21 protein-coding genes are annotated in these 25,429 nt (G+C 61.1%); 18 read left to right on the top strand and 3 right to left on the bottom strand.

The window, feature by feature from the left end; translation table 11 throughout:
* Window positions 1–9: 9 nt before the first annotated feature.
* Window positions 10–327 (bottom strand): DUF2288 domain-containing protein, encoded by a 318-nt coding sequence (locus H3028_RS11000; protein ID WP_181297044.1) that lies wholly within the window; start codon window positions 325–327, stop codon window positions 10–12.
* A gap of 201 nt (window positions 328–528) precedes the next feature.
* Here H3028_RS11000 and H3028_RS11005 point away from each other — a divergent pair, with 201 nt between their 5' ends.
* From H3028_RS11005 to guaD, 10 genes are all read left to right on the top strand, one after another.
* Complete coding sequence (locus H3028_RS11005; protein WP_181297045.1) at window positions 529–1,647, top strand: branched-chain amino acid ABC transporter substrate-binding protein; 1,119 nt, start codon at window positions 529–531, stop codon at window positions 1,645–1,647.
* Window positions 1,648–1,908: 261 nt separating this feature from the next.
* Window positions 1,909–2,832, top strand: coding sequence for a high-affinity branched-chain amino acid ABC transporter permease LivH (livH, locus tag H3028_RS11010; RefSeq protein ID WP_181297046.1), 924 nt, complete (start codon window positions 1,909–1,911; stop codon window positions 2,830–2,832).
* The gene (locus tag H3028_RS11015) at window positions 2,829–4,085 is read left to right on the top strand and encodes a high-affinity branched-chain amino acid ABC transporter permease LivM (RefSeq protein WP_181297047.1); all 1,257 of its coding nucleotides are present in this window, start codon (window positions 2,829–2,831) and stop codon (window positions 4,083–4,085) included. Before livH ends, H3028_RS11015 begins: the two co-directional genes overlap by 4 nt.
* Window positions 4,082–4,849, top strand: a complete 768-nt coding sequence (gene livG / locus H3028_RS11020) for a high-affinity branched-chain amino acid ABC transporter ATP-binding protein LivG (RefSeq protein WP_168425041.1) — start codon at window positions 4,082–4,084, stop codon at window positions 4,847–4,849. The genes H3028_RS11015 and livG overlap by 4 nt, the downstream gene beginning before the upstream one ends.
* 2 nt (window positions 4,850–4,851) lie before the next feature.
* On the top strand, window positions 4,852–5,553 hold the full coding sequence (locus tag H3028_RS11025) for an ABC transporter ATP-binding protein (protein ID WP_181297048.1): 702 nt from the start codon (window positions 4,852–4,854) through the stop codon (window positions 5,551–5,553).
* A 308-nt stretch (window positions 5,554–5,861) separates the two neighbouring features.
* On the top strand, window positions 5,862–7,217 hold the full coding sequence (locus H3028_RS11030; protein WP_181297049.1) for an 8-oxoguanine deaminase: 1,356 nt from the start codon (window positions 5,862–5,864) through the stop codon (window positions 7,215–7,217).
* A 313-nt stretch (window positions 7,218–7,530) separates the two neighbouring features.
* Window positions 7,531–8,970, top strand: a complete 1,440-nt coding sequence (gene xdhA / locus H3028_RS11035; RefSeq protein ID WP_181297050.1) for a xanthine dehydrogenase small subunit — start codon at window positions 7,531–7,533, stop codon at window positions 8,968–8,970.
* On the top strand, window positions 8,963–11,353 hold the full coding sequence (xdhB, locus tag H3028_RS11040) for a xanthine dehydrogenase molybdopterin binding subunit (RefSeq protein WP_181297051.1): 2,391 nt from the start codon (window positions 8,963–8,965) through the stop codon (window positions 11,351–11,353). Before xdhA ends, xdhB begins: the two co-directional genes overlap by 8 nt.
* A 280-nt stretch (window positions 11,354–11,633) precedes the next feature.
* Window positions 11,634–12,473, top strand: coding sequence for a xanthine dehydrogenase accessory protein XdhC (gene xdhC, locus H3028_RS11045; protein ID WP_181297052.1), 840 nt, complete (start codon window positions 11,634–11,636; stop codon window positions 12,471–12,473).
* 231 nt (window positions 12,474–12,704) lie between these two features.
* The gene (gene guaD, locus H3028_RS11050) at window positions 12,705–14,009 is read left to right on the top strand and encodes a guanine deaminase (RefSeq protein ID WP_181297053.1); all 1,305 of its coding nucleotides are present in this window, start codon (window positions 12,705–12,707) and stop codon (window positions 14,007–14,009) included.
* A 361-nt stretch (window positions 14,010–14,370) separates the two neighbouring features.
* Here guaD and H3028_RS11055 read toward each other — a convergent pair whose 3' ends face one another.
* The gene (locus H3028_RS11055; protein ID WP_181297054.1) at window positions 14,371–15,126 is read right to left on the bottom strand and encodes a GntR family transcriptional regulator; all 756 of its coding nucleotides are present in this window, start codon (window positions 15,124–15,126) and stop codon (window positions 14,371–14,373) included.
* Window positions 15,127–15,494: 368 nt separating this feature from the next.
* Between H3028_RS11055 and H3028_RS11060 the strand changes: the two genes are divergently transcribed.
* Both H3028_RS11060 and H3028_RS11065 read left to right on the top strand, forming a co-directional pair.
* Complete coding sequence (locus H3028_RS11060) at window positions 15,495–16,841, top strand: NCS2 family permease (protein ID WP_181297055.1); 1,347 nt, start codon at window positions 15,495–15,497, stop codon at window positions 16,839–16,841.
* 138 nt (window positions 16,842–16,979) lie between these two features.
* On the top strand, window positions 16,980–17,606 hold the full coding sequence (locus H3028_RS11065) for a LysE family translocator (RefSeq protein ID WP_181297056.1): 627 nt from the start codon (window positions 16,980–16,982) through the stop codon (window positions 17,604–17,606).
* Between the two features lie 333 nt (window positions 17,607–17,939).
* Here H3028_RS11065 and uraH read toward each other — a convergent pair whose 3' ends face one another.
* Entirely contained in the window at window positions 17,940–18,293 is a 354-nt protein-coding gene (uraH, locus tag H3028_RS11070) for a hydroxyisourate hydrolase (RefSeq protein ID WP_181297057.1), read from the bottom strand.
* Between the two features lie 351 nt (window positions 18,294–18,644).
* Between uraH and puuE the strand changes: the two genes are divergently transcribed.
* The 6 genes from puuE to H3028_RS11100 all read left to right on the top strand — a co-directional run bounded on the left by puuE (window position 18,645) and on the right by H3028_RS11100 (window position 25,422).
* Window positions 18,645–19,577, top strand: a complete 933-nt coding sequence (gene puuE, locus H3028_RS11075; RefSeq protein WP_181297058.1) for an allantoinase PuuE — start codon at window positions 18,645–18,647, stop codon at window positions 19,575–19,577.
* Complete coding sequence (gene uraD, locus H3028_RS11080) at window positions 19,574–20,089, top strand: 2-oxo-4-hydroxy-4-carboxy-5-ureidoimidazoline decarboxylase (protein ID WP_181297059.1); 516 nt, start codon at window positions 19,574–19,576, stop codon at window positions 20,087–20,089. Before puuE ends, uraD begins: the two co-directional genes overlap by 4 nt.
* A gap of 151 nt (window positions 20,090–20,240) precedes the next feature.
* Window positions 20,241–20,753, top strand: a complete 513-nt coding sequence (locus H3028_RS11085; RefSeq protein ID WP_181297060.1) for an ureidoglycolate lyase — start codon at window positions 20,241–20,243, stop codon at window positions 20,751–20,753.
* 151 nt (window positions 20,754–20,904) lie between these two features.
* Complete coding sequence (locus tag H3028_RS11090; RefSeq protein ID WP_181297061.1) at window positions 20,905–22,152, top strand: urate hydroxylase PuuD; 1,248 nt, start codon at window positions 20,905–20,907, stop codon at window positions 22,150–22,152.
* A gap of 216 nt (window positions 22,153–22,368) precedes the next feature.
* Complete coding sequence (locus H3028_RS11095) at window positions 22,369–23,718, top strand: nucleobase:cation symporter-2 family protein (RefSeq protein WP_181297062.1); 1,350 nt, start codon at window positions 22,369–22,371, stop codon at window positions 23,716–23,718.
* Between the two features lie 153 nt (window positions 23,719–23,871).
* Window positions 23,872–25,422, top strand: a complete 1,551-nt coding sequence (locus H3028_RS11100) for a cation:proton antiporter family protein (protein ID WP_181297063.1) — start codon at window positions 23,872–23,874, stop codon at window positions 25,420–25,422.
* The last annotated feature ends 7 nt before the right edge of the window (window positions 25,423–25,429 follow it).

Raw genomic sequence — 25,429 nt, forward strand, 5'->3', positions numbered from 1 at the left:
TGACGTGGATCAGTGCTGGCTGGGCTTCGCTGCTCTTTCCTGCACCAGCACCCAGGGCGCTACCACTACCGCCCACAGCTCCGGATCGCGATCCAGCCAATCCTGCGCCTGCTCAGTCTCGATCTTGCCCATGTGGCCTTTAGCCAGCCATTCGGCTACTGTTTCGCGGTCGTCCTGAGCCACCGCCTGCGCCGCTTCGATCAGATCGAAGTCGCTGGCCACGCGTAGCAGCGCGCCACGGGCGAAGAATGGCTGCAAGTCCTGCCAGGAGATCGGCGCGGTTTCGCCCAGCAACTTGGCATAGAGAGTGCTTGGATCTTCGCTCATGTGACTCACCTAATTCAAAAAGGGCGCAATGATAGCGTCCGGGTGAATCTCATCAAACGGATCCAATTGCTGACTGTGCAAACAAGTGCTGACGCTTCTACACTGTGCCGGTACAGTTGCCGTACCGTTTGGGGACGTTTGCTCCTGAACGACACTGCAGCCAGCAGGATTCAAAACAATAATGATGCAAGTGGAGCGCATATGAAGACCAAACAGCGTCTTTCCAAACTTTTCATGGCAATCGCTTTGACGGGAGCAGCGAGCTATACGCTTGCCGCCGACAACATCAAGATCGGTTTGGCCGGCCCGGTCACAGGGGCCGTTGCGCAGTACGGCGACATGCAGTTCATCGGGGCCCAGATGGCCATCGAGCAGATCAACAAGAAGGGCGGGGTCAACGGGCAGCAACTGGAAGGCGTCGTGTATGACGATGCTTGCGACCCCAAACAGGCGGTCGCAGTCGCCAACAAGATCGTCAACGACGAAATCAGCTTCGTGGTTGGCCATCTGTGCTCCAGCTCGACCCAGCCCGCGTCCGATATTTACGAAGACGAAGGCATTCTGATGATTACCGCGGCTTCGACAAGCCCGGACATCACTTCCCGTGGTTATGAACTGATTTTCCGCACCATCGGTCTGGACAGCCTGCAAGGTCCGACCGCAGGCAACTTCATCGCCGATCACGTCAAGCCGAAAAATGTTGCCGTCATCCATGACAAGCAGCAGTACGGTGAAGGCATCGCCACCGCCGTTAAGCAGACCCTGGAAGAGAAAGGCGTCAAGGTCGGCTTGTTCGAAGGCATCAACGCCGGCGACAAGGACTTCTCCTCGATGATCTCCAAGCTCAAGCAGGCAGACGTCGACTTCGTCTACTACGGCGGCTATCACCCGGAACTCGGTCTGTTGCTGCGCCAAGCCAAAGAGCGTGGTCTGAACGTGCGCTTCATGGGGCCGGAAGGCGTCGGCAACAAGGAAATCTCGGCCATCGCCGGCCCGGCTTCCGAAGGCCTGTACGTGACCCTGCCGAAGTCCTTCGACCAGGACCCGCGTAACCAGGAACTGGTCGACGCCTTCAAGGCGAAGAACCAGGACCCGAGCGGCCCATTCGTGTTCCCAGCCTACGCTGCGGTCCAGGTCATTGCCGAGGGTATCGAAAAAGCAGGCAGCACCGACACCGACAAGGTCGCCGAAGCGCTGCGCAGCAACACCTTCGATACGCCGACCGGCAACCTCTCGTTCGACGAGAAGGGCGATCTGAAGGATTTCAACTTCGTGGTTTACGAATGGCACCAGGACGGCACCAAGACCGAAGCCAAGTGAACCGGTAACCACCCAACCGAAGCCCACGGCGTCCGCTGTGGGCTTTGTTTTAGCTGATCGGGGCTGACCCGGCCACAAGCAATGGGGCCGCCCCCGCAACACCTTCAACCAAGCGAGTGGCCTGCATAGCTGGCCCGCCTCGAAGCTGGCACTGTGCGTGATCCGCACGGAGCCCTTGGCGCTGCATTCTCCGTGCTGCGTGTTCGAAGCAGGTCCGCATTGGCGGTCGAGCACGGGCTGCTGGGTGTTCAGGAGAACGTAATGCCTGAGCTTTACCACTACTTCCAACAGCTGATCAACGGCCTGACCGTTGGCAGCACTTATGCCTTGATAGCCATCGGTTACACGATGGTCTACGGCATCATCGGCATGATCAACTTCGCCCACGGCGAGGTGTACATGATCGGTTCCTACGTCACGTTCATCGCCATCGTCGGGCTCTCGATGATGGGGCTCGATGCCCTGCCCATTCTGATGATTGGCGCGTTCGCCGCCGCCATGATCGTCACCAGCGCCTACGGTTACAGCATCGAGCGGGTCGCCTACCGACCACTGCGCGGAAGCAACCGGCTGATTCCGCTGATCTCGGCGATCGGTATGTCGATCTTCCTGCAGAACGTCGTCCTGCTCTCTCAGGATTCGAAGGACAAGGCGATCCCCAACCTGATGCCGGGCAACTTCATCTTCGGTGAAAGCGCCATGAACGGTGTGGTGGTCTCTTACATGCAGGTGCTGATCTTCGTGGTCACCATCCTTGCCATGATGGGACTGACCTTGTTTATCTCCCGCTCCCGGCTGGGTCGCGCCTGCCGCGCCTGCGCTGAAGATCTGAAGATGGCCAACCTGCTGGGCATCAATACCAACAGCATCATCGCCCTGACCTTCGTCATCGGGGCCGCGCTGGCGGCCGTTGCCGCCGTGCTGATCAGCATGCAATACGGGGTGATCAACCCGCACATCGGCTTCCTGGCCGGCATTAAAGCCTTCACCGCCGCGGTACTCGGCGGCATCGGCAGTATTCCCGGTGCGATGTTGGGCGGGCTGGTGCTCGGTGTTGCCGAAGCCTTCGGCGCCGACATCTTCGGAGATCAGTACAAGGACGTGGTGGCCTTTAGCCTGCTGGTTCTGGTTCTGCTGTTCCGTCCGACCGGCATCCTTGGTCGCCCGGAGGTTGAAAAGGTATGACCCGCAATCTTCGTACTGCCTTTTTCAGCGCGTTGCTGGTCATCGCCGTCGCGGTACCGGTGTTCGGTCTGAAACTCACCACCGTCGGCATTCGCCTCGAAGTCCATGGCAGCGACGCGAATACCTTCTGGATCATCGCGGCCTGCGCCGTGGCCATGTTCTTCTGGCAATTGTTCCGCCACCACGCGGCGGCCGGCTGGGCCGCCAGTCCTAAACTGCCGACGATTCCGGCCGGCGCAGGCAGCTTCCTGACCCTGCCGTCGACTCAGCGCTACATCATCATCGGACTGGTGCTGGTGGCGCTCGCCTGGCCGTTCTTCGGCTCGCGCGGCGCGGTGGACATCGCCACGCTGATCCTCATCTACGTGATGCTGGGCCTGGGCCTGAACATCGTCGTCGGTCTGGCTGGTCTGCTCGATCTGGGCTATGTCGGCTTCTACGCGGTCGGTGCCTACACCTACGCGCTGCTATCGCACTACTACGGGATCGGGTTCTGGGTCGCGCTGCCGATTGCCGGCGCCATGGCGGCGCTGTTCGGCTTCTTGCTGGGCTTCCCGGTGCTGCGCCTTCGGGGTGACTACCTGGCGATCGTGACCCTGGGTTTCGGCGAGATCATCCGTCTGTTGTTGCGCAACATGACCGATCTCACCGGTGGTCCGAACGGCATTAGCGGCATCGACAAGCCCACACTGTTCGGCCTCTCGTTCGACCGTCGCGCCGCCGAGGGTATGCAGACCTTCCACGAGTTCTTCGGCGTGGATTACGCCTCCATCAACAAGGTGATCTTTCTCTACCTGATCGCCCTGCTGCTGGTGCTGCTGACTCTGTTCGTGATCAACCGTCTGCTGCGTATGCCCATTGGCCGTGCCTGGGAAGCGTTGCGCGAGGACGAGATCGCCTGCCGCGCGCTGGGCATGAACCCCACCGTGATCAAACTCTCAGCCTTCACACTGGGCGCGACCTTCGCCGGTTTCGCCGGCAGCTTCTTTGCTGCCCGTCAGGGCCTGGTGTCGCCGGAGTCGTTCACCTTCATCGAATCAGCCATCATCCTCGCCATCGTCGTGCTCGGCGGCATGGGCTCTCAGCTGGGGGTGATTCTCGCCGCCATCGTGATGATCCTGTTGCCCGAGCTAATGCGTGAGTTCAGCGAATACCGCATGCTGATGTTCGGCGCCTTGATGGTGCTGATGATGATCTGGCGTCCGCAGGGTCTGCTGCCTATGCAACGCCCCCACCTGGAGCTGAAGCGATGAGCCGCCCGATTCTTGAAGTACGCGGCCTGACCATGCGCTTCGGCGGCCTCTTGGCCGTTAACGGAGTGGGCCTGAGCGTACAGGACAAACAAGTGGTTTCGATGATCGGTCCGAACGGCGCCGGCAAGACCACCGTATTCAACTGCCTGACCGGCTTCTACCAGCCCACCTCGGGAGAAATCCTGCTCGACGGAGAAGCGATCCATGGCCTGCCCGGCCACAAGATCGCCCGCAAGGGTGTGGTCCGTACTTTCCAGAACGTCCGCCTGTTCAAGGACATGACCGCCGTGGAGAACCTGTTGGTTGCCCAGCATCGGCATCTCAACACCAACTTCCTGTCCGGCCTGCTGAAGACCAAGGCGTTCCGCCAGAGCGAGCACGAGGCGATGGATTTCGCCGCCCATTGGCTTGAGCAGGTCAACCTCACCGAGGTGGCCAACCGCCCGGCCGGCACCCTCGCCTATGGTCAGCAACGCCGCCTGGAGATCGCCCGCTGCATGATGACGCGTCCGCGCATTCTTATGCTCGACGAACCAGCAGCCGGCCTGAACCCGAGGGAAACCGAGGACCTCAAGGCACTGATCGGCATGTTGCGCGACACGCACGATGTCACCGTGCTGCTCATCGAGCACGACATGAAGCTGGTCATGAGCATTTCCGACCATATCGTCGTGATCAACCAGGGCTGCCCCCTGGCCGACGGCACGCCGGAGCAGATTCGGGACAATCCGGACGTCATCAAAGCCTATCTGGGGGAGGCGTAACCATGCTGTATTTCGAAAACGTCTCGACCTTCTACGGCAAGATCCAGGCGCTGCACAACGTCGACGTTGAGGTCCGCAAAGGCGAGATCGTCACGCTGATCGGCGCCAACGGTGCCGGCAAATCGACCCTACTGATGACGCTCTGCGGCACGCCAATGGCCTCCGAAGGCAGCATCCGCTTCGAGGGCGAGGAACTGGTCGGCAAACAGACCTGCGACATCATGCGCAAGGACATCGCCGTCGTACCTGAAGGGCGGCGCATCTTTGCTCGCCTGACGGTGGAGGAGAACCTCGTCATGGGCGGTTTCTTCACCAACCGCACGGATTTTCAGGAGCAGCTGGACAAAGTGCTGCTGTTGTTCCCGCGCTTGAAGGAACGCTTCCAGCAGCGCGGCGGCACCATGTCCGGCGGCGAGCAACAAATGCTCGCCATCGCCCGGGCATTGATGAGCAAGCCTAAGCTGTTGCTGCTCGACGAGCCCTCGCTGGGTCTGGCGCCGATCATCATCCAGCAGATTTTCGAGATCATCGAGCAGCTGCGCAGAGATGGTGTGACCGTCTTCCTGGTCGAGCAGAACGCCAACCAGGCGCTCAAGCTGGCCGACCGTGGCTACGTGCTGGAGAATGGTCACATCGTCATGCAGGGCAGCGGCGAAGAGCTGTTGAGCGACCCCAAGGTCCGCGACGCCTACCTCGGCGGTTGACCAGGAGCTGATACGAGCGCGTCCCGTGGGAGCTAGGGACGCCGAGTTCTTGCTGGCGAGCCTGAGCGCTGAATGTGAGTGCTAGCTTGCTCGTGAAGATGCTATGCAGAAGCTTCGCCAGCAAGCTGGCTCCTACAGGTTTCGCCGGGACCGGACATCCGCATCCTGCAACCGCAGACGATGACAACCCCACCGGGAGCCGCTATGGTGTGTCCCGCCTCTGTGCGCACCCGCACAGGCTCCTGGATCAGCAGACAGGGCATAACTGAGCTGGCTCATCTCTGAACTCAACTCAGGAGAAGCCGGCCATGACTGCCAGCCGTATCTGGATCAAGCATCCCCTCGCTATTTTCACCGCCAACGACCAGGACGCCTCCGGCGGGCTGGTGACCGAAAATGGCACCATCGTCGAACTCCTCGCTGCTGGGCAATCCCCCTCCACACCCGTCGACAGCACATTCGATGCCCGCGAACACGTGATACTTCCGGGCCTGATCAACACTCACCATCACTTCTACCAGACCCTCACCCGCGCCTGGGCGCCTGTGGTGAATCAGCCACTGTTCCCCTGGCTGAAAACACTCTACCCGGTCTGGGCACGCCTGACGCCGGACCGCCTTGCGCTAGCCAGCAAAGTGGCGCTGGCCGAGCTGCTGCTCTCCGGTTGCACCACCGCCGCCGATCATCACTACCTATTCCCTGGTGGTCTGGAGAACGCCATCGACGTGCAGGTCGATGCCGTGCGGGAATTGGGCATGCGCGCCATGCTCACCCGCGGTTCCATGAGTCTGGGCGAAGCCGATGGCGGACTGCCGCCGCAGCACACCGTGCAGGCTGCCGAGGAGATCCTGGCCGATAGCGAGCGCTTGATCGGGCGTTACCACGAGCGTGGCGCCGGTGCGCAAATACAGATCGCTCTAGCGCCCTGCTCGCCCTTTTCGGTTACCCCCGAAATCATGCGCGCCAGCGCCGCGTTAGCCGAGCACCACGACGTACGCCTGCATACGCACCTCGCGGAAACCCTCGACGAGGAAGCATTCTGCAGGCAGCGCTTCGGCCTGCGCACCGTGGATTATCTGGACAGCGTCGGCTGGCTATCCGAACGCACCTGGCTGGCCCACGGCATCCATTTCAATGACGACGAGATCGAGCGCCTGGGCGCAGCCGGTACCGGCATATGCCATTGCCCGAGTTCAAATATGCGGCTGGCGTCCGGCATCTGCCCAACCGTAGCACTGGAAGCCGCCGGGGCGCCCGTTGGACTGGGCGTAGATGGTTCGGCGTCGAACGACGCGTCCAACTTGATCCTCGAAGCCCGCCAGGCGCTGTACATTCAGCGCCTACGCTACGGGGCAGAGCAGATCACGCCAGAGCGTGTGCTGGGCTGGACCACACGCGGCTCGGCACATCTGCTGGGCCGCGACGATGTCGGCGAGCTGGCGGTCGGCAAGCAGGCCGATCTGGCGCTGTTCAAGCTCGATGAGCTGCGCTTCTCCGGTAGCCATGATCCCGTCTCGGCGCTGCTATTGTGCGGAGCCGATCGGGCCGACCGCGTGATGGTCGGCGGACGGTGGCGCGTCATCGACGGTCAGGTGGAGGGCCTCGACATCGCCGGGCTGATTGCCGATCACAGTCAGGCCGCGCGGGAGTTGATCGCTGGCTGATGCGCTGCTGCACGTGGGGTTCCAACCGTATTCCCGGGACCTCACGGCCCACCCAGGCATCATTTGAATTCGCTAACCGGCTATCTAAGTTCGTTTCGCAGAATCCACGTCCATCGCCGCGCGCAGCCACTTTTGCCCGCCTGATCCATACTCGTGATCAAGAACATCCACCGGCAGCGGCCTACGCAATCACCGCTGATACCTGCGCTCGTCGGCCGCACTGACTTTTGGGTCAGGTATTTGTTGACCAGAAAGTCAGATAACGCTAATTTTCACACCAGAGCCCAGAACAATAAATCCCCGGAGGCCCTCTTTGATCCAGTTCCTACTCAATCGAGAACTGCGCCGTGAGCAGACACTCGATCCGAATACCACCGTGCTGGAGTATCTGCGCGAATATCGCGGCAAACCCGGCACCAAAGAAGGCTGCGCCTCTGGCGACTGCGGCGCCTGTACCGTCGTGGTCGGCGAGCTGGACGGTGACCGTCTGCGCTATCGCACCCTTAACTCCTGCCTGACCTTCGTGTCCGCCCTGCACGGCAAGCAGCTGATCACTGTCGAGGACCTGAAGCATCAGGGTCAGCTTCACAGCGTTCAGCAAGCAATGGTCGACTGCCACGGTTCGCAGTGCGGGTTCTGCACGCCGGGCTTCGTCATGAGCCTGTTCGCATTGCAAAAATCAGCGGACGGTTTCGATAAAGCCGATACCCATGAAGCCCTGGCTGGCAACTTGTGCCGCTGCACCGGCTATCGCCCGATTCTCGACGCCGCGGAGCAGGCGTGTTGCGCCAAGCAGCCGGACCAGTTCGACGCCCGCGAAGCCGAAACCATTGCTCAGTTGAAAGCCATCGAACCACGCGAGACCGCCGAGCTGAACAGCGGCGACAAGCGCTGCCTGTCGCCGCTGACCGTGGGCGATCTGGCCGATATCTACAGCGCCAACCCCGATGCTCGTCTGCTCGCCGGCGGCACCGACCTGGCGCTTGAGGTTACCCAGTTCCATCGAGAGCTGCCGGTGATGATCTACGTCGGCCATATCGCCGAGATGAAGAAGGTCGAGGTGACCGACAGCAGCATCGAGATCGGCGCTGCGACCCCGCTGACTGATTGCTATGAAGCGCTGGCCAACGAATATCCTGATTTCGGCGAACTGCTGCACCGCTTCGCCTCTTTGCAGATCCGCAACCAAGGCACCCTCGGTGGCAATATCGGTAACGCCTCGCCCATCGGCGACTCCCCACCGCTCCTGATCGCGTTGGGTGCGCAGGTCGTCCTGCGCAAGGGCACCACCAGCCGCACCCTGCTGCTGCAGGATTACTTCATCGATTACAAGGTCACCGCACGCGAACAGGGCGAGTTCATCGAGAAGATCATCGTGCCGCGCGCTCAGCCAAACCGGGTGTTCCGCGCGTACAAGGTTTCCAAACGCCTGGACGACGATATCTCGGCCGTCTGCGCAGCCTTCGATCTGAAAATCGAGAACGGCGTCATCGAAGATGCCCGCGTCGCCTTCGGCGGCATGGCAGCCATTCCCAAACGCGCGGTTGCCTGTGAACGCGCACTGATCGGCGCGCCCTTTACCGAATCGGCCATCGAGCAAGCCTGCCTGGCACTCGAAAAAGACTTCACGCCGCTAACCGACTTCCGTGCCAGCCGCGAGTACCGCCTGCTGGTCGCACAGAACCTGCTGCGCAAGTGCTTCCACGAACAACAAGCGCCGGCATATGAGACGAGGGTTACTTCCTATGCATAAGCCAACCAAGACTCAGGAAGAAATTGCTGCGCTGTTCACCCAGGATCTGGTGACCGGCGTGGGCCGAAGCGTCAAGCATGACAGCGCACCGAAGCATGTCACCGGCGAAGCGGTATATGTCGACGACCGCCTCGAATTCCCGAACCAGCTGCATGTGTACGCCCGCATGAGCGACCGCGCCCATGCGCGCATTGTGCGTATCGATACGGCGCCTTGCTACGAGGTCCCGGGCGTCGCCATCGCCATCACCGCGAAGGATGTGCCGGGGCAGCTGGACATCGGTGCGGTGATGCCCGGCGATCCGCTGTTAGCTGACGGAAAGGTCGAATTCGTCGGGCAACCGGTGATCGCCGTCGCCGCCGACAGCCTGGAAACGGCGCGCAAGGCGGCGATGGCCGCGATCATCGAATATGAAGACCTGGAGCCGGTGATCGATGTGGTCGACGCGCTGCGCAAGAAGCATTTCGTACTCGACAGCCATACCCACAAGCGCGGTGATTCAGCTGGCGCGCTAGCGACCGCCCCGCGTCGCCTGCAGGGCAGCCTGCATATCGGTGGGCAGGAACACTTCTACCTTGAGACTCAAGTTTCCTCGGTGATGCCCACCGAAGATGGCGGCATGATCGTCTATACCTCGACGCAGAATCCCACCGAAGTCCAGAAGCTTGTGTCCGAGGTGCTCGGCGTCTCGATGAATAAGATCGTCATCGACATGCGTCGCATGGGCGGTGGCTTCGGCGGCAAGGAAACCCAGGCCGCAGGCCCTGCGTGCATGTGCGCGGTGATCGCGCACCTCACCGGTCGGCCGACCAAGATGCGCCTGCCGCGCATGGAAGACATGACCATGACCGGCAAGCGTCACCCGTTCTACGTCGAGTACGACGTCGGCTTCGATGATGACGGGCTGCTGCACGGGATCGAGATCGATCTGGCCGGTAACTGCGGCTATTCGCCGGACCTGTCCGGCTCCATCGTCGACCGCGCCATGTTCCACTCGGACAACGCCTATTACCTGGGCGATGCCACCATCAACGGCCATCGCTGCAAGACCAACCTGGCCTCGAACACCGCCTACCGCGGCTTCGGCGGCCCGCAAGGCATGGTCGCCATCGAAGAAATCATGGATGCGGTGGCACGAGAGCTTGGCAAGGACCCGCTGGACGTGCGCAAGCGCAACTACTACGACAAGACCGAGCGCAACGTTACGCCCTACTACCAGACCGTCGAGCACAATATGCTCGAAGAGATGACCGCCGAGCTGGAGGCGAGCAGCGAATATGCCCGTCGTCGCGAGGAAATCCGCGCGTTCAATGCCAACAGTCCGATTCTGAAGAAGGGCTTGTCGCTAACGCCGGTGAAGTTCGGTATCAGTTTCACCGCCAGCTTCCTTAACCAGGCCGGCGCACTGGTACACGTCTACACCGACGGCAGCATCCACTTGAACCACGGCGGCACCGAGATGGGCCAGGGCCTGAACATCAAGGTCGCGCAGGTGGTGGCCGAGGTGTTCCAGGTCGACGTCGAGCGAATCCAGATCACTGCGACCAACACCGACAAGGTGCCGAACACCTCGCCGACGGCGGCCTCTTCTGGCGCCGACCTTAACGGCAAGGCGGCACAGAACGCCGCGCAAACCATCAAGCAGCGGCTGACCGAGTTCGCCGCGCGCCATTACCAGGTCACCGAAGAAGACGTCGAGTTCAAAAATGGCCAGGTCCGTATCCGCGACCAGTACGTCTCCTTCGATGAACTGATTCAGCAGGCCTATTTCGGCCAGGTGTCGCTGTCATCTACCGGCTTCTACCGCACGCCCAAAATCTATTACGACCGCAGCCAGGCACGTGGTCGGCCGTTCTACTACTTCGCTTATGGCGCGGCGTGCTCCGAGGTGATCGTCGATACGCTGACCGGCGAGTACAAGATGCTGCGCAGCGACATCCTGCACGACGTCGGCGCCTCGCTGAACCCCGCTATCGACATCGGCCAGGTGGAAGGCGGCTTCGTACAGGGCATGGGCTGGCTGACCATGGAAGAGCTGGTGTGGAACGACAAGGGCAAGTTGATGACCAGTGGCCCTGCGAGCTACAAGGTGCCGGCCGTGGCGGACATGCCGCTGGATCTGCGGGTCAAGCTGGTGGAAAACCGCAAGAACCCAGAAGACACCGTGTTCCACTCCAAGGCCGTCGGTGAGCCGCCGTTCATGCTCGGTATCTCGGTCTGGTGCGCGATCAAGGATGCGGTCGCCAGCCTGGCCGACTACAAGGTGCAGCCGAAGATCGATGCACCGGCAACGCCCGAGCGGGTGCTGTGGGGCGTGGAGCAGATGCGCAGGTTGAATCGGGCTGCCGCAACACGAGTGGTCACGGAAACGGCACCGGCCTGACGCGGGGTGGCCGCGACGCTCCGCTTCAGCCCAGCAATGGGCGAGCCGGAATGGTGGGCTAAAGCCCCCTACAAGCAGAAGCAGAACGTCGTCCGGCCATCCTACGGTGGCAGCCGACCTCTCCGCGTGGCCTTCAGGAGCGAGAGTGCTCGCGAAGGCGTAGTGTGGGCCGGGCGGCGTTCCGCTTCAGCCCACCGGGAACAACATGAACGTTTCGGTTGGGGAAAAACGCTTCGCGGTTTTCCACGGAACGGCCATCCGTACGATGAAGGACAAAACCATGAGCAACACGGCCTGGATCGAAGCGCTCGCCGATCTGCAGCACCAAGGGGAGCCCTGTGTGCTGGTGACCATCATCGAAGAGCGCGGCTCGACGCCGCGCAATGCCGGCTCGAAGATGGTCGTCAGCCGTGAGCGGCTGTACGACACCATCGGCGGCGGTCACCTGGAATATAAGGCACAGCAGATCGCCCGCGACATGCTGGAAAACCGCGAGCGGGACACACGCCTTGAGCGCTTTTCGTTGGGTGCCAGCCTGGGCCAGTGTTGTGGTGGTGCGACCGTGCTGCTGTTCGAGCCCATGGGTCAGCCGCAGGCGCATATCGCCGTGTTCGGCGCCGGCCACGTCGGTCGTGCGCTGGTGCCGCTGCTCGCCAGCCTGCCCTGCAAGGTGCGCTGGATCGACTCGCGCGAAAATGAATTTCCTGAGCAGATTCCGCAAGGTGTGGAAAAGGTAGTCAATGAGGACGTGGTCGATGAGGTGGAGAACATGCCTGCCGGTAGCTACTTCATCGTCATGACCCACAATCACCAGCTCGACCTGGAACTGACTGCGGCGATTCTCGAGCGCAACGACTTCACCTACTACGGTCTGATTGGCTCGAAGAGCAAGCGCGTCAAGTTTGAACACCGCTTGCGCGATCGTGGTTTCCAACCCGAAGCGGTCCAGCGCATGCGCTGCCCGATGGGTATTGCCGAGGTGAAGGGCAAGCTGCCGATCGAGATCGCCGTATCCATCGCCGGCGAAGTGATCGCCACCTACAACGCCAATTTCGGCGAAAAAAGTCACGACGGCGAAAAACCGGTACCCATGCTGGTCCCTGCTTCGCGTCGAGGATGAACCGCGATCGTAGCGTCAGAACCAAACCCGTAGGAAGGGTGCCGTCCTATCGAGCAATCTTTACTCAGGCTCGATGAGTTAGCGCCATCTCGGGCCTGATCGAGCGCCGCGGTTTTTTTGCCGGAAGCGCGCCCGCGGCAAGGCGGACAGCAGGCCCGCCAGAGTCGAAGGCTGCGCCCCGACGGTGAGCCTCCCACATTATTTCCATCTACAACGATTCCGAGAACAACCATGTCCCAACGCAAAGCCTACCGTGCCGCCATCCTCCACAGCCTCGCCGATCCGAGAGAGGTAGGCGTGGAGAAATCCTATGAATACTTCGAAGACGGCCTGCTCGTGGTCGAGGGCGGCAAGGTTGCTCAGCTAGGCGCGGCGGAATCGCTGCTGGCCTCGCTGCCGACCGGCACCGAGGTGATCGAATACCCGGATGCATTGATCACGTCCGGCTTCATCGACACTCATATTCACTACCCGCAAACCGGCATGATTGCGTCCTACGGCGAACAATTGCTGGACTGGCTAAACACCTACACGTTCCCCACCGAGCGTGCGTTCGCCGACAAGACCCACGCGAGCGAAGTGGCCGACGTCTTCCTGGGCGAACTGCTGCGCAACGGCACCACCACGGCGCTGGTCTTCGGGAGCGTGCACAAGGAATCGGTGGATGCTTTCTTCGAGCAGGCCGAAAAACTGAACCTGCGAATGATCGCTGGCAAGGTCCTGATGGACCGCAACGCGCCGGACTATCTCACCGACACCGCCGAATCCGGCTATGCCGACAGCAAGGCGCTGATCGAACGCTGGCACGGCAAGGGTCGCCTGCATTACGCAGTCACACCTCGCTTCGCCCCTACCAGCACGCCGGAGCAGCTGGCGTTGGCCGGCAAGCTGTACAAGGAATATCCGGATCTCTATATGCACACCCACCTGTCCGAAAACCGCAAGGAGATCGAATGGGTGCGCGAGCTGTTCCCTGAGCAACGCGGCTACCTCGACGTCTACGACCACCACGGTCTGATTGGTGCGCGATCGGTATTCGCCCACGGCGTGCATCTGTGCGACGACGAGTGCCAGCGCCTGGGTGAGACCGGCTCGGCGGTAGCCTTCTGCCCCACCTCTAACCTGTTCCTGGGCAGCGGCCTGTTCGACCTGGAGAAGGTAGAAGGCTATGGCGTGCGCGTCGGCCTGGGTACCGATGTCGGCGCTGGTACAAGCTTTTCCCAATTGCAGTCACTGAACGAGGCCTACAAAGTGATGCAATTGCAGGGTAAGAAGCTGGACCCGTTCAAGTCCCTCTACCTCGCCACCTTAGGCGGTGCCCGAGCGCTCTATCTGGATGATCGAATCGGTAACCTGCAGCCCGGTAAGGATGCCGATTTCGTAGTGCTCGACTATAAAGCCACGCCGCTGATCGACTATCGCCTGCAGCAGGCCAAGACGCTGGAAGAGCGATTGTTCGCGCTGATCATGCTTGGCGACGACCGTGCAGTGAAAGAAACCTACGCGGCAGGCCGTTCGGTGCACAAGAAAGCATAAAGACGGCAACAGCGCTGGCAGCGTGTTGGGGTTGAATCTGGCGGGCTCAAGTCCGCCCGACTAGCTCGGCCCGCTGCGGCGCCAAAGCGGATCGGGCGACGTCTTGCTTTCGCCCACGACGGCGAAGCATGGGCCTGATCACGGTGGGCTAAAGCCCACCCTACCGCGACAGCTTGCTCAAGACGTGCGCGCTATGGCTGAAAATGTTTATGCGCGCCGCAAGCGTCAGATGCGCCCCGGCTGTTGTGAAGGGGCCAACTGGCACAGCTTGCTTAGCGGGGTTAATCGTTGCCAGGGCCGCTGATGCGAGCGATGACGACGGCGCCGGTGCAGAACGCGCCAGCGCCGAATGGCAGAACCCTTACCGAGCGGTACGCGACTTCTTCTTGCCAAGCACCAAGTGGGAAAACACCGCGTGCAGGTCATCCGATGCACTGTCTTCGTCGAGATTGAGTTTGCTGTCGATGTGATCCATGTGATGCATCATCAGACTCACTGCTTTCTCACTGTCGCGTGCGGCGATGGCATCGATCAACTGGTTGTGTTCGTCGAACGAGCAATGCGAGCGGTTGCCGCTCTCGTACTGGGCGATGATCAGTGAGGTCTGGGAAACCAGGCTGCGCTGGAAGCTCACCAACGGTGCATTTTTCGCCGCCTCGGCCAGCTTGAGGTGAAACTCCCCGGAAAGGCGAATACCCGCGCCGCGATCACCGCGAGCGAAGCAATCCTGCTCGTCGGTCACCATCTGCCGCAGCTCCGCCAGCTGTTCGGCGCTGGCGTGCTGAACCGCCAGCTCGGTGATGGCCCGCTCGACCATCCGTCGAGCGAAAAATATCTGTCGGGCTTCGTCGACGCTGGGACTTGCCACTACGGCCCCGCGGTTCGGCCGCAACAGCACCACACCTTCATGAGCCAACCGCGACAGCGCGCGGCGGATGATGGTCCGACTCACGCCGAAAATTTCGCCCAGCGCTTCCTCGCTGAGCTTGGTGCCCGGCGCCAGGCGCTGTTCCAGGATGGCGTCGAAAATATGGGCGTAAACGATGTCGTCCTGGGTCCCGCTCCGGACCTTGCCGTTTCGTGTCGGCTTTTTTAAAGGCTGCAACTGTTCGTTCATGGTGACTCGCGTCGGAAGTATCGGCAGATCGAACTTTACTGCCTTTCGACACCCTGCTGGCAGTGGCCGAAGGTAAAACATAGAAATAAATCGTTATTTATTGTGCACAATCAGGCGAACAACCACATCTGACGATGTGCCGCCTTAGCTGAAGCGAAACACACCTGGGACGGCATCAACCTTCTGTATTCGTCTGAAAGCGCGAATAGCTGCAAATCTGAGTTGCAATTCTTGTATACAAAAGCATAATCGCGTCAAGCCTTCCTGACCTTTCGGTCAAAAAACCGAGCAGAAAGAGCCCTCACCATCACCTGCCCTCGAGAGCGCCGCTCTAGGTGATAGACAACAAGAACGATGAGGAACACCTTGTGGAAACCACAAAGCAGGAACAGCAGACCCTCGGGCTGCAACCGAAGAACGCTGGTTTGCTCGACCGGATCTTCAAACTCAGCACCCACCGCACCAGCGTCAAGACCGAGCTGCTCGCGGGCCTGACGACCTTCGTCACCATGGCCTACATCATCTTCGTCAACCCCAATATCATGGCCGATGCAGGTATCGACCACGGCGCAGCATTCGTCGCGACCTGCATCGGTGCGGCGCTGGGTTGTTTGCTGATGGGCCTGTATGCCAACTGGCCGGTAGGCCTGGCCCCTGGCATGGGCCTCAATGCGTTCTTCACCTATACGGTGGTCGGCGAGATGGGCTACAGCTGGCAGATCGCGCTGGGCGCGGTGTTCCTCTCCGGCATTCTGTTCATGATCATGAGCCTATCGCGCCTGCGCGAATGGCTGCTGAACAGCATCCCGATGAGCCTGCGTTTTGCGATGGGAGCCGGGGTCGGGCTGTTCCTCGGGCTGATCGGCCTGAAGACCGCCGGCATCGTCGTCGACAGCCCGGCAACCCTGCTGACCATGGGCTCGTTCAGCGAACCCACTGCACTGCTGGCCGCGATCTGCTTTTTGATGATTGCAGTACTGAGCCATCGCAACGTGTTCGGCGCGATCCTGCTAAGCATGCTGGTGGTGACCGGTATCGGCTGGGGCATGGGCCTGGTCGAATATAACGGTCTGGTTTCGATGCCGCCGAGCCTGGCGCCGACCTGGCTCGCCATGGATATTGCCGGCGCCCTGAATGTGGCGATGGTCAGCGTGATCCTGGCATTCCTGTTCGTGAACATGTTCGACACCGCCGGCACACTCATGGGCGTTGCGCACCGAGCCAATCTGGTGGACGAGGATGGCAAGATTCAGAACCTGTCCCGCGCTCTGAAAGCCGACAGCACCTCCAGCGTCGCCGGCGCCTTCGTCGGCTGCCCTCCGGTGACCAGCTATGTCGAAAGCGCTTCGGGCGTCGCCGCCGGTGGTCGTACCGGTCTGACCGCGGTGACCGTCGGGGTCCTGTTCCTGATCGCCATGTTCTTCGCTCCTTTGGCCGGCATGATCCCTGCCTATGCGACCGCCGGCGCACTGATCTACGTCGCCATGCTGATGATGAGCGGCCTGGCGCATATCGATTGGAAGGACCATACCGACACCATTCCGGCGATCGTCACCGTGGTGATGATGCCGCTGACCTTCTCCATTGCCAACGGCATCGCACTCGGGTTTCTTACCTACGCGACGCTGAAGGTACTGACAGGTCAGCGCGACAAAGTATCGATCAGTCTTTATGTACTGTGCATAATCTTCATCGCCAAGTTTGCCTTCCTTTAAAAGCGGGGCGAATGATCGGGCCCCATCGCGTCGGCGGTGGGCCTGTTTTATTTCTAAAGCGCCATGGCCCGTATCATTGCCATCGCGTAGAACGCGGGATGAAACACCTGAACCCTGTCATGGCCGAGGGTCACCGAAATGAGCCTGGAAACCTGGTTGTTATTTGCAAGCGCAGCGCTGGTGGTGATTCTCATCCCCGGCCCGCTGTCGCTGCTAATGATCAGCAACAGCCTCAACTATGGGGTGCGCCGCTCCTGGCCGGCATTCGTTGGTGGCGTCAGTGCGTCGATCTGCCTGCTCAGCGCTTCCGCTCTGGGCCTCGGCGCGCTGTTGTTGGCATCAGAACAGCTGTTCGGCCTACTGAAAATCATCGGTGCCCTCTATCTGTTCTATCTCGCCTGGCAGAGCTGGCAGGAATCGCGGCGCTCGCAGAGCGGCCCGAGTGCTATCACCGCTGAGGTCAGCCCGCGCTTTCGCCAGCTGTTCTGGCATGCGTTCGGTCTGGGTGCCAGCAATCCCAAGGACATCCTGTTCTTCGCAGCCTTTCTCCCCCAGTTCCTCAATGCCGAACGCCCCTTTATGCCGCAGTTGCTGGCAATGATTTTGACTTGGGCGATGCTGGACCTGTGCTGCAAGCTGGCCTACGGGTTCGGCGCTCATGGCGCGGCGCGTTACTTGCGCACAGGTAAGGGGCAAGTGTGGTTCAACCGCATCAGTGCCGCCCTGTTCGGGGGCGCGGGGACCGCGTCATTGCTGAGCCGATAAGCCGCCAGCGCATCGGGTAGGCGGCGAGTTTGTCCGCTAGCGCTTTCCGGCGAAATGAATCGAGACCGGCACCACCCTCGCCAAACACCATGCTTTTCGTAGGAGCCGGCTGGCTGGCGATCCGGGGTGGCATTGAACGCCGCTGATCGCCAGCAAGCTGGCTCCTACCAGGCGGATTTTTCGCAATGACGTCGCGGCCTCGGACCGAAGCCACGTTTTGTCCTGCCCACCGGCCAAAAAAAACCCGCCATAAAGGCGGGCCGACGACTCAGGGGAGTCAAGGTTTACGCATGGGAGAAGTCACTGCCGCGTCGCTGCACGCGACAGGTGCCATCAGCTACCCCGATAGGTCGAGTAGCTGTAAGGCGAAATCAATAGCGGCACGTGGTAATGATCCTGCTCGGCGCTGACGCCAAAGCGCAGTACGACCACATCCAGAAATGCCGGCTCAGGCAGCTGAACGCCGCGGCTACGGTAATAGTCTCCCGCGCTGAACTGAAGCTGGTAAACACCGGAGCGGTAGTCATCGCCTTCCAGCAGCGGTGAATCGCAACGGCCGTCGGCGTTGGTCTGACGCGTCGTGATCAGGTCGAGGCGCTCGCCTTCGACCCGATATAGCTCGACGCGGATGTCGCTGCCTGGGCAACCGTGGGCAGCATCCAGTACATGAGTAGTCAAACGTCCCATAGATTCCGGCACCCGCAGATCCCTGCTGACGCCCGCCTCCTCTTCTGATTGGTGTGGACTGGGTTTGAGCATAGCATGCGCAAACAAATTTAAAAGACAGTTTTCTTAGAAATTGTACACAATAATTCAGCACTGGCTGAACCGCTTTTCCCCCGATGGCTCACAGAGATGCGTCTGGCTGGATCGTAGCAGCTTGGAAACGATGCGTAATGAGGAAAGCCGTCAGTCGCCAATGAAAGAAATCAGCGAATTGCGATTTACAAAGCGCAAAACGTTTTGTATACAATTACGCCATGACGGTCGCACTGCCATCCAAGGCAGCGACCAGCGATCGACAAAGGAATAAGAACAGTGAGCGCCGACTACCCTCGTGACCTCATCGGCTATGCCGAGAACCCACCCCATCCGCAATGGCCAGGTAACGCCCGCATCGCACTGTCCTTCGTGCTCAACTACGAAGAAGGCGGCGAGCGCTGCGTACTGCACGGTGACAAGGAATCCGAAGCCTTTCTCTCCGAGATGGTGTCCGCCCAGCCGTTGCAAGGCGTGCGCCACATGAGCATGGAGTCGCTCTACGAATATGGTAGCCGCGCCGGTGTCTGGCGCCTGCTCAAGTTGTTCCGCAAGCACAACATCCCGCTGACGGTCTTCGCCGTGGCCATGGCCGCGCAGCGTCACCCGGACGTGATCAAGGCGATGGTCGCCGACGGTCACGAGATTTGCAGTCACGGCTATCGCTGGGTCGACTACCAGTACATGGACGAGGCGCAAGAACGCGAGCATATGCTCGAAGCCATCCGCATCCTCACCGATATCGCTGGCGAGCGCCCACTGGGCTGGTACACCGGACGCACAGGCCCGAACACCCGCCGTCTGGTGCGCGAGGAAGGCGGCTTCCTGTATGACTCCGACACCTACGACGACGATCTGCCCTACTGGGACCCGGAATCGACACCGGACAAGCCGCACCTGGTGATCCCCTATACCCTGGACACCAATGACATGCGCTTCACCCAGGCGCAGGGCTTCAACAAGGGCGACGACTTCTACGAGTACCTCAAGGACGCCTTCGACGTGCTGTATGCCGAAGGTGCGGAAGGCGCGCCGAAAATGCTGTCCATAGGCATGCACTGTCGCTTGCTGGGTCGCCCCGCGCGCATGGCCGCACTGCAGCGCTTCATCGAGTACGCCAAGGGCCACGAGCAGGTGTGGTTCGCCCGCCGCGTCGACATCGCCCGCCATTGGCACTCGGCTCACCCCATTACCGAGGAACGCAGCCTATGACACCGTTCAAGACCATCAAGCCGTCCACCCTCGACCGCGACGCGTTCATCGCCACCTTCGCCGACGTCTACGAGCATTCGCCATGGGTAGCGGATACCGTCTACCAGGCCGGTGTCGACGAGACGCTCGATTATGTCGAAGTGATGCATGAGCGCATGTCCCAGGCCATGCTGACGGCCCCTCATGACACTCAACTGGCGCTGATCAACGCGCACCCGGACCTTGCCGGCAAGGCCGCCGTACGTGGCGAACTGACCGCTTCCTCCACTGCGGAGCAGGCCGGTGCCGGCATTCACGAATGCACGCCGGAAGAATTCGCCCGTTTCACCGAGCTGAACGACGCCTACAAGGACAGGTTCGGTTTCATCTTCATCATGGCGGTCAAGGGCAGCAACCGGCACCAGATCCTGGCCGCATTTGAGGAGCGCATGCATAACTCCCCGGAGCAAGAATTCGCCCGCGCCTTGGCCGAGATCAACAAGATCGCGCTGTTCCGTCTGCAGGCGATGTGAGCAAGCCCCCGAACGACACGACGAAAGAACAACGATTGAAGTAGCCCGGCGTAACGCCCGGTCGATGGGTTTCACCCATGTTACGGCTACAACAGAGCAGCTATAGGGTGGGCCACCCTACAAACTTAGTAATTCAAATAACGAGCACAGCATGCGCACACTCAAGATTGAACCGTTGACCAAAGAAGCCTTCGCCCCATTCGGTGATGTGATCGAAACCGAAGGCAGCGACTACTTCATGATCAACAACGGTTCCACCCGCCGCTATCACAAGCTGGCGACGGTCGAGACCGCGCAGCCGGACGATCAGGCCATCGTCAGCATCTTTGCTGCCGACGCGCTGGAAATGCCGCTGATCATTCGCATGCTCGAACGGCATCCGCTGGGCAGCCAGGCGTTCATTCCGCTGCTCGGCAACCCTTTTCTGGTCGTGGTCGCGCCATTTGGCGATGCACCTGTACCGGGTAACGTCCGCGCCTTCCGCAGCAACGGCAGGCAGGGCGTCAATTACCACCGCGGCGTCTGGCACCACCCGGTGCTGACGATCGAAAAGCGGGATGAATTCCTGGTGGTCGATCGCAGCGGTTCTGGCAACAACTGCGACGAGCATTTTTTCACCGAGGAAGAGCTGGTTCTCCTCGACCCCCACCGGGACTCCGAGTAAACGACCGACTGATCATCGAGGCCATTCCCAGCGCGGCTGAGTGCAACAGCCGACACCGGGCATGCATGCTTCAGAACAAGCGGGACACTTGCGACGAGTCGAATAAGAAGAAACAACGGTTGGTACGCCAGCCGTGCAAGAGGTAATTATCGTGGAAGCACATCTGACCGAATGGCTGAACCTGAGTATTCGCTGGATTCATATGATCGTCGGCATCGCCTGGATCGGTGCCTCGTTCTACTTCGTCTGGCTGGAAAACAACCTCAACCGCGCCAATCCTCGTGACGGCCTGTCGGGCGATCTCTGGGCGATTCATGGCGGCGGCATCTACCACCTGGAAAAGTACAAGCTGGCCCCGCCCCAGATGCCGGATAACCTGCACTGGTTCAAGTGGGAGGCCTATACCACCTGGCTATCGGGCGTCGCCCTGCTGATGGTGGTCTACTACCTCAACCCTTCTCTCTATCTGATCGCACCTGGTAGCGACATGGCACCGGCCATGGCGATCGCCATTGGCTTCGGTTCACTGATCGTCGGCTGGTTCGTCTATGACCTGCTCTGCGACTCGCCTTTGGGCAAGAAACCGGCGCTGCTCGGCCTGGTGCTGTTCGTGCTAGTGATCTTCGCCGCCTGGGCCTATTCCCAGGTTTTCAGCGGGCGCGCGGCGTACATCCACACCGGTGCACTGATCGGCACCATCATGGTCGGCAACGTGTTCCGCATCATCATGCCGGCACAGCGTGCACTGGTCGCGGCTATCGAGCAGAACCGCACCCCGGACCCGGTCCTACCGGCCAAGGGTCTGCTGCGTTCGCGCCATAACAACTACTTCACGCTTCCGGTGCTGTTCATCATGATCAGCAACCACTTCCCGAGCACCTATGGCAGCCAGTACAACTGGCTGATCCTGGCAGGGATTTCAGTGCTGGCAGTATTGGTACGGCATTACTTCAACACCCGCCACGAGAGCAACCGTTTCGCCTGGGCTTTGCCCGCCGCCGCGGTCGGCATGATCTGCCTGGCCTTCGTCACCGCACCGAATCGCCAGGGCGGCGTGCCCAATGCCGTTCCCACCAGCCCTCGCGAGCAGAGCATAGAGGCCCAGCAGGCCGCTGCGTCCGCCGAGCAAGGCACCAACGGTGAGTTCGCCAAGGTTCGCAGTGTGATCGACGAGCGTTGCACCGTCTGCCACGCCGCGCAGCCAAGCAGCCCGCTGTTCAGCGCCCCACCGGCTGGCGTGATGTTCGATACGCCCCAGCAGATCCAGCAGCAGGCGGCGAAGATCCACGCGCAGGCCGTCGCCAGCCAGATCATGCCGCTGGGCAACATGACCAACATGACTCAGGAAGAGCGCGATCTGCTCGGCGCCTGGATCGACAAGGGCGCGCCGATCGAGTGATCGCTGCCCGGAGGCCGCGCTTCCGAGCGCGGCTTTTTTTCGCCCATTCGATACGGCGTAAGCCAATCGAGCCGACCAACGAATCAGGAGAAACCACCAGCGATAACACCGTGACAGGGTTCAGCCCAGGCCGGAACCACACCACGAATACCAGCCCCGCACGTTCAGCGGGGCTACCGCGACCATCCAATAACAAAAGCGTCCGAGGTGTTTTGCATGAACGAAGTGACCAAGCGGGAAGCCGCGCCCGTTACGGAAAAGCGACTGCCCCTGCTGCAGATGCTGCTGGTGAGTCTGCAGCACGTGTTGCTGATGTATGGCGGCGCGGTGGCCGTGCCGTTGATTGTCGGTCAGGCCGCCGGGCTTTCACGTGAGGAAATCGCCTTCCTGATCAATGCCGATCTGCTGGTGGCCGGCATCGCTACGGTTGTTCAGTCCATGGGCATCGGCCCGGTCGGCATCCGTATGCCGGTCATGATGGGCGCCAGTTTTGCCGCTGTCAGCAGCATGGTAGTGATGGCCGGCATGCCAGGTGTCGGTATGACCGGCATCTTCGGTGCGACCATCGCCGCTGGCTTCTTCGGCCTGCTTATCGCCCCGTTCGTCTGCAAAATCGTGCGGCTGTTCCCGCCTCTGGTGACCGGCACGGTGATCACCGCAATCGGCCTCTCGCTGTTCCCGGTTGCAGTGAACTGGGCGGGCGGTGGCACCGGTGCCGGCCAGTTCGGCGCCCTGCCCTACCTCGGCGTCGCCGCCGCGGTGCTCGCCGTGATCCTGCTGATCAATCAGTTCATGCGCGGTTTCTGGGTCAACGTCTCGGTGCTTATCGGCATGGCGCTCGGCTATGTGCTGGCCGGCAGCCTGGGCATGGTCGACTTGTCCGGCATCAGCGCGGCGCCCGCCTTCCAGGTGGTCACACCGAATCACTTCGGTGCACCGCAGTTCCTGCTCGCGCCAATCCTTTCAATGTGCCTGGTGGTGGTGATCATTTTCGTCGAGTCCGCCGGCATGTTCCTCGCGCTGGGCAAGATCACCGGGCAGGAAGTCGACCCCAGCCAGCTGCGCCGCGGCCTGCTGTGCGATGCCGGCGCCACGTTCCTGGCCGGCTTCATGAACACGTTCACCCATTCGTCCTTCGCCCAGAACATCGGCCTGGTGCAGATGACCGGCGTACGTAGCCGCTACGTGACGGCCATTGCCGGGGTGTTTCTGATCAGCCTGAGCTTATTGCCGAAGGCCGCCTTCATGGTCGCCTCGATTCCCGCCGCGGTATTGGGTGGTGCCGGTATCGCCATGTTCGGCATGGTCGCCGCGACCGGCATCAAAATCCTGCAGGAAGCCGATATCGGTGACCGCCGCAACCAGCTGCTGGTCGCGGTGAGCATCGGTCTGGGCATGGTGCCGGTGGTCCGTCCTGAGTTCTTCGCGCATCTGCCGCACTGGATGGAGCCCATCACCCATAGCGGCATCGCTGTGGCGACCCTCAGCGCGGTAACCTTGAACTTGCTGTTCAACGTACTCGGCGGGCCGGAGCGCAATGCGCTGACCGGTGCGGCTCAGCACTGATCGATAGCAGAACGCCGCACCGAACTGGTCCGTAGCCGCTGCACCTCGATGAAACCCGCCTTGTGCGGGTTTCGTCGTATACAGCCACGGCGAAACTCGACAAGCCTCTCGCCCCCGCTAAAATGCAGGCCCGCCCGCCCCAAGAACCTCGCAATGATTGAAGCCAGCTGGATCGCCTTCGCCTTCGTTCTCGGCCTCCTCGCTCGTACTGTCGGCTTGCCGCCGCTGATCGGCTATCTGTGCGCCGGCTTCGCCCTGGCCGGCTTTGGCAGTCACTTCGGCGTCGGCCCGCGGGACAGCGAAATTCTCGCGCACCTCGCCCATCTCGGCGTGTTGCTGCTGCTGTTTACCGTGGGCCTCAAGCTCAAGCTGAGTAACCTGCTGCGCCGCGAAGTCATCGGCGGCGGCCTGTTGCACTTCCTGATTTCCAGCCTTCTGGTGCTGCCCATCCTCCTGCTTGTTCTCGATACGGGCTGGCGCGAGAGCCTGCTGCTGGCCATCGCGCTGTCATTCTCCAGTACCGTTTTGGCAGCCAAGGTATTGGAAGGTAAGCGCGAGCTGCGCGCCTTCCATGGGCGGGTCGCCATTGGCGTGTTGATCATCCAGGACCTGATCGCATTGGTGGTGATGAGCGTGGCCAGCGGCAAGGTACCGTCGGCCTGGGCACTTTTGGTGTTAGGGCTGCCGCTGCTGCGTCCGCTGTTGTTCCGCCTACTCGACCACAGCGGTCACGAAGAGCTGATGGTGCTGCTGGGCCTAGCGCTAGCGCTGGTGGTTGGCGGTCTCGGTTTTGAGCATCTGGGGCTCAGCTCTGAACTGGGTGCCCTGGCTTTCGGCGCCATGCTGGCCAAGCACAAGCGCGCCACCGAACTGTCCAACTCGCTCTGGTCGATCAAGGAGATCTTCCTCGTCGGGTTTTTCCTGCAGATTGGCATCGGCGGCCTGCCGGATACGGACGCCATGCTTTTCGCCGCGGCGATGGCGGTGCTCTTGCCGCTAAAAGGCGCGCTGTTTTTCTTCCTCTTCCTGCTATTCCGCCTGCGCGCGCGGAGTGCCTTTCTCAGTGCCTCGAGCCTGACCAACTACAGCGAATTCGGCCTCATCGTCGCCAGCGTGGTGCTGCCGCAATGGCTGACACCGCTGGCCATCACCGTAGCGCTGTCGTTCGTCGTATCCGCACAGCTCAACCGCGTCTCCCATCCGCTCTATGATCGGCTGGCCAGGCGGCTGATTCCGCTCGAACGCAACACCCGCCACCCGGACGAACAACCGGTCTCGCTGGGGGATGCGCAGATCCTGATCATGGGTATGGGCCGTACCGGGCGCGCCGCCTATGATCATCTGCAGAGTAAGGGCTGGCGCCTGATCAGTCTCGACTCCGACCCCGTCACGGTCGAAAAGAGCAGCGAGAATGGCCGCCACGTCCTCTTCGCCGATGCCGAGGATCATATGTTCTGGGAGAGCCTGGAGATGAACAAGGTACAGGCGGTGATTCTGGCGATGAACGACGCAGAGGCCAAGATCATCTCCACCCGCAAGCTGCGCGGTAAGGGCTTCGATGGCCTGGTCGTCTCACATGCGCTGTACGAAGACATCGCCCAGCAGATCGAAGAGGCGGGCGCCGACCGCACCTACCTCACCATGTCCGAAGCCGGCGCCGGCCTCGCCGAAAACGTGGCCCAGGAACTGCTCGGCAAGCGTTGAGCCAGCG

The sequence above is a fragment of the Pseudomonas sp. Q2-TVG4-2 genome, from assembly GCF_013620795.1.
In the GTDB taxonomy this organism is placed as follows: Bacteria; Pseudomonadota; Gammaproteobacteria; order Pseudomonadales; family Pseudomonadaceae; genus Stutzerimonas.

Bases quoted from the DNA above. Each gene is read 5' to 3' on its own strand.
- H3028_RS11095 (WP_181297062.1), top strand. From the start codon at position 22,369: ATGAACGAAGTGACCAAGCGGGAAGCCGCGCCCGTTACGGAAAAGCGA.
- livH (WP_181297046.1), top strand. From the start codon at position 1,909: ATGCCTGAGCTTTACCACTACTTCCAACAGCTGATCAACGGCCTGACC.
- H3028_RS11030 (WP_181297049.1), top strand. From the start codon at position 5,862: ATGACTGCCAGCCGTATCTGGATCAAGCATCCCCTCGCTATTTTCACC.
- guaD (WP_181297053.1), top strand. From the start codon at position 12,705: ATGTCCCAACGCAAAGCCTACCGTGCCGCCATCCTCCACAGCCTCGCC.
- H3028_RS11000 (WP_181297044.1), bottom strand. From the start codon at position 327: ATGAGCGAAGATCCAAGCACTCTCTATGCCAAGTTGCTGGGCGAAACC.
- H3028_RS11100 (WP_181297063.1), top strand. From the start codon at position 23,872: ATGATTGAAGCCAGCTGGATCGCCTTCGCCTTCGTTCTCGGCCTCCTC.
- xdhC (WP_181297052.1), top strand. From the start codon at position 11,634: ATGAGCAACACGGCCTGGATCGAAGCGCTCGCCGATCTGCAGCACCAA.
- H3028_RS11025 (WP_181297048.1), top strand. From the start codon at position 4,852: ATGCTGTATTTCGAAAACGTCTCGACCTTCTACGGCAAGATCCAGGCG.
- livG (WP_168425041.1), top strand. From the start codon at position 4,082: ATGAGCCGCCCGATTCTTGAAGTACGCGGCCTGACCATGCGCTTCGGC.
- H3028_RS11015 (WP_181297047.1), top strand. From the start codon at position 2,829: ATGACCCGCAATCTTCGTACTGCCTTTTTCAGCGCGTTGCTGGTCATC.
- H3028_RS11055 (WP_181297054.1), bottom strand. From the start codon at position 15,126: ATGAACGAACAGTTGCAGCCTTTAAAAAAGCCGACACGAAACGGCAAG.
- H3028_RS11085 (WP_181297060.1), top strand. From the start codon at position 20,241: ATGCGCACACTCAAGATTGAACCGTTGACCAAAGAAGCCTTCGCCCCA.
- uraH (WP_181297057.1), bottom strand. From the start codon at position 18,293: ATGGGACGTTTGACTACTCATGTACTGGATGCTGCCCACGGTTGCCCA.
- H3028_RS11005 (WP_181297045.1), top strand. From the start codon at position 529: ATGAAGACCAAACAGCGTCTTTCCAAACTTTTCATGGCAATCGCTTTG.
- H3028_RS11065 (WP_181297056.1), top strand. From the start codon at position 16,980: ATGAGCCTGGAAACCTGGTTGTTATTTGCAAGCGCAGCGCTGGTGGTG.
- xdhB (WP_181297051.1), top strand. From the start codon at position 8,963: ATGCATAAGCCAACCAAGACTCAGGAAGAAATTGCTGCGCTGTTCACC.
- uraD (WP_181297059.1), top strand. From the start codon at position 19,574: ATGACACCGTTCAAGACCATCAAGCCGTCCACCCTCGACCGCGACGCG.